This is a genomic window from Bradyrhizobium sp. (genome assembly GCF_049519115.1).
Lineage (GTDB): Bacteria > Pseudomonadota > Alphaproteobacteria > Rhizobiales > Xanthobacteraceae > Bradyrhizobium.
Genome location: NZ_JBEKRB010000183.1, coordinates 1 through 2758, shown reverse-complemented (window position 1 = coordinate 2758; position 2758 = coordinate 1). Strand labels below are relative to the sequence as shown.

At 55.3% G+C, this 2758-nt stretch carries 5 protein-coding genes; 3 read left to right on the top strand and 2 right to left on the bottom strand.

Annotation, left to right across the window (positions count from 1 at the left end; all coding sequences use genetic code 11):
- The first annotated feature begins 34 nt into the window (after positions 1–34).
- A complete protein-coding gene (locus ABSE61_RS36885) occupies positions 35–466 on the top strand; it encodes a transposase (RefSeq protein ID WP_423876071.1) in 432 nt (143 codons plus the stop codon).
- Between the two features lie 85 nt (positions 467–551).
- Positions 552–740 (top strand): hypothetical protein, encoded by a 189-nt coding sequence (locus tag ABSE61_RS36880; protein ID WP_423876070.1) that lies wholly within the window; start codon positions 552–554, stop codon positions 738–740.
- Positions 741–1907: 1167 nt separating this feature from the next.
- Here the strand turns inward: ABSE61_RS36880 and ABSE61_RS36875 are convergent.
- Positions 1908–2192 (bottom strand): hypothetical protein, encoded by a 285-nt coding sequence (locus tag ABSE61_RS36875; protein ID WP_423876069.1) that lies wholly within the window; start codon positions 2190–2192, stop codon positions 1908–1910.
- On the opposite strand from ABSE61_RS36875, the gene ABSE61_RS36870 reads away from it, so the two are divergent.
- Positions 2175–2423 (top strand): hypothetical protein, encoded by a 249-nt coding sequence (locus ABSE61_RS36870; protein ID WP_423876068.1) that lies wholly within the window; start codon positions 2175–2177, stop codon positions 2421–2423. The genes ABSE61_RS36875 and ABSE61_RS36870 overlap by 18 nt on opposite strands.
- Here ABSE61_RS36870 and ABSE61_RS36865 read toward each other — a convergent pair.
- On the bottom strand, positions 2420–2758 hold a 339-nt coding region (locus ABSE61_RS36865), incomplete at its 5' end, for a Crp/Fnr family transcriptional regulator (RefSeq protein ID WP_423876067.1). The genes ABSE61_RS36870 and ABSE61_RS36865 overlap by 4 nt on opposite strands.

Below are 2758 nucleotides of genomic sequence, written 5' to 3'. Positions count from 1 at the left end.
GTCGGGGCATTATAGCATCTAGAAAACGAATTCGATGACGTCATCAGATCAGCTCGCCGTCTTTTTACGACGCGAATTCACCGGCGCTAGAAAATACCGGCGATTGATCTCGATAACTCCCAAATATTCGGTGGCTCAGGTCATCGGGCACATGAAAGGGAAGAGTTCGATATGGATCGCGCAGAATGTCGAACGCAAGATGCGTAATTTTCTGGGCCACAAATTCTGGGCGTGCGGGTACTTTGTCACGACCGTTGGTCGGGACGAGGAAGGGATCCGAGCCTACATAAGAAACCAAGAACTCGCCGATCGGCAATTGGAGCAGTTTGAGCTGATTTCAGCAGCCCAAAATCCAAACAATCGTCCAACCATCTCTAAAAACCGCCTTTGGCGGCTCCCAATCAAACCTCCAGCTTTGCTGGAGGTTATTGGCTGCGATTCCGTTAGGATATTAACGGCGTGTTAAAATGCGCCGCGGTCGAATTGCAAGCTTGCATGCCATAAAATTTGTGTTAGTACGTGCGCCCTCACATAATATCAGGAGCACCAACGTGCCTAAATCTGCAAGAAAGAAACTTGTTGCTCGTCGGGAGTATACCAAGGCGGACGTCAAGGAAATTCGTGCTCATTCAAAAGCGCGCACGCCGATCGCAAAGATCGCTAGGACGATGAAACGTACAGAAGGGTCGTTGCGTCAGAAGGCATTCAGTTTGGGCATTGGCCTTGGTCATCAGCGCTGAACCTAACAAAAGTGGGACTGGTTCTCGTGTCTATGAAGCAAGAGACTTCAGTGGGTTCTACCGCCGCGAGCTGTAAAGCTGGAAGTGTGCTTCAGACAACGACCAAGATAAAGGGCGTGCTTTGACCTTGGTTTTCTCGACGCCGCGTAGAGCCTCGCGTTCTACTCTTTCGCTGCAGGTGCGGATCGTTGTCCGCGTTGGACACTTTGAACGTCGCGATCTCTCAAGCGCAGAAGCTTTGACCATACCAGGTCGCTGCACGATGCATGCTGTAACCAGGATTTCGCCGCCGCCAAAGCGGAATTGGTTAGTCCAACTGTCAGGATCGCCGGTTTCTGGTAAATTGAGGAAGGATCGACGCTCTGCTGCCGACGATGGGCGAGGTCAAATCGATGAAGCCCGGACCGGGACGTCTCGGCGAGGTGGTACCTGCAACGTTTGCGCAGACCCTTCACATTTGCTGAATGCCGAAGTAGATCGGCGTGTAGTGCAGAGCGCCGCGAACGCGCTCAAGGCGGCCCATAGGCTGGGGGCGTTTTGCGCGGATTCTGTCGGGTCGGGGTAAATGGCAAAATGCGAACAATTGGTTTGGCAGTAATCATTTCATTGCTCCTTGCCAAGGTAGCCCACGCTCAAGCCATTTCCCCGCCGCCTACCCTTCAAGCTTGCATGCAAACCGCATTGGCCTGCTTGTCCGGATGCAAAAACGACCCAGCCTGCTTAGGCTCCTGTAAGTCCGGCGTGGATAGATGTCTCAGCTTAGTTCCCAATGATCCACAGCAGCCATATGCAGGTTCGCCTAAAGGCTACCTGCCTCCGCCAAAATAGCGACCTTGAATCGAGGCCTCGGTACTCTTAGGATTAGGCGAAGAGTCGAGGGTCTATCGAATGAGGCCGCTGCCATGGCGCGCCTTTTGGGATGGATTTTGCGGCATTCGTCGAACGTGGGCAGGGCGGCTAGCAAGGATCGTAACGGGACATCCTTTAAGACGTGAGATGGGCGATCTCGTGTTGACCGGCGGCTTGAGTTCTTCGGCAGTCGTTTCGACGCGCCTGTGAAAATTGATGAATTCCGCAACTGATTAATTGGTCCGACGCAATTCAAAAAGCAGCCGCTCGGAGGTGGCTCTTCTTTAAGTCAGCCTCGGGGGTATCCGAACAGCAATGCTAGGCTGCGACCGCGTTGCCCAAGGGCGTTTTGATCGCCGCAAGGCGTCGTTCGAGCGCAGCCATGGTTTCCCTTAGATTGTCGCGGCGTGCTGCCAGGGTCCTGGCAAGGATCGGATATGCGGCGTTCGAGCGATCCGACACTCCCGCGTGTTCCTCTTCGGTCTCGATATCGCAGTTAAGGAGTTGAACGATACGGTCGAGGTCGTTAATTAACGTGCCAATTCGCTCCGCTTCCCGCTGGCTGGTCCCGTCCAGAATCCCAAAATGGCGCTGGTTCTTCATTTTATACTCCTTGATGCTCCAACGAGGCACATCATCGAATGCCCTGATCAGGATATGGCAAAGAGCTTGCCAATCCGCAGTCGGCTTGGCTGCCCGATTTTCGGCGGTCTGATGCAGGCCTTTCCGGTCGCCTCGAAGGACGAGTTACAAGGCGAGGCCGGCACTGGCCCACGCAACGCGGGCCATGAAAACCAGTGCGCCGCAATCGGTATTGCTCGGGTGCAAGACTAGCCGTCATCGCGTTTCGCGATCTGGACAAGCTTTGCTCGATCACAGAACAAACGGTCCGAGGTGCGTCCGATAGCCCCGGCGCTCTCGAGCGCCGCTAATGCCGCATTGATTTTGGGGCGGCTGGCGCCGAGAAGGTGAGCAAGCTCGCTCTGGGAGAAGTGGAGCTCGAGCGGTACACGTCGTCCGGGCGCCGCTTCCCTGTCGCCGAGCGTGGTCAGAAGAAATCGCGCCAAACGGACTTCCATCGGGTAGAGCGCCACGGTCTCGAGCTTGTCGCTCAAATCCCGTAGGCGCCGGCACAGGAACGAGATAACAGCGTCCGAGATGGCGGGGCG

Excerpts from the sequence above, each read along its gene's own strand:
- ABSE61_RS36885 (WP_423876071.1), top strand. The coding sequence starts at position 35 with ATGACGTCATCAGATCAGCTCGCCGTCTTTTTACGACGCGAATTCACC.
- ABSE61_RS36870 (WP_423876068.1), top strand. The coding sequence starts at position 2,175 with ATGGCGCTGGTTCTTCATTTTATACTCCTTGATGCTCCAACGAGGCAC.
- ABSE61_RS36875 (WP_423876069.1), bottom strand. The coding sequence starts at position 2,192 with ATGAAGAACCAGCGCCATTTTGGGATTCTGGACGGGACCAGCCAGCGG.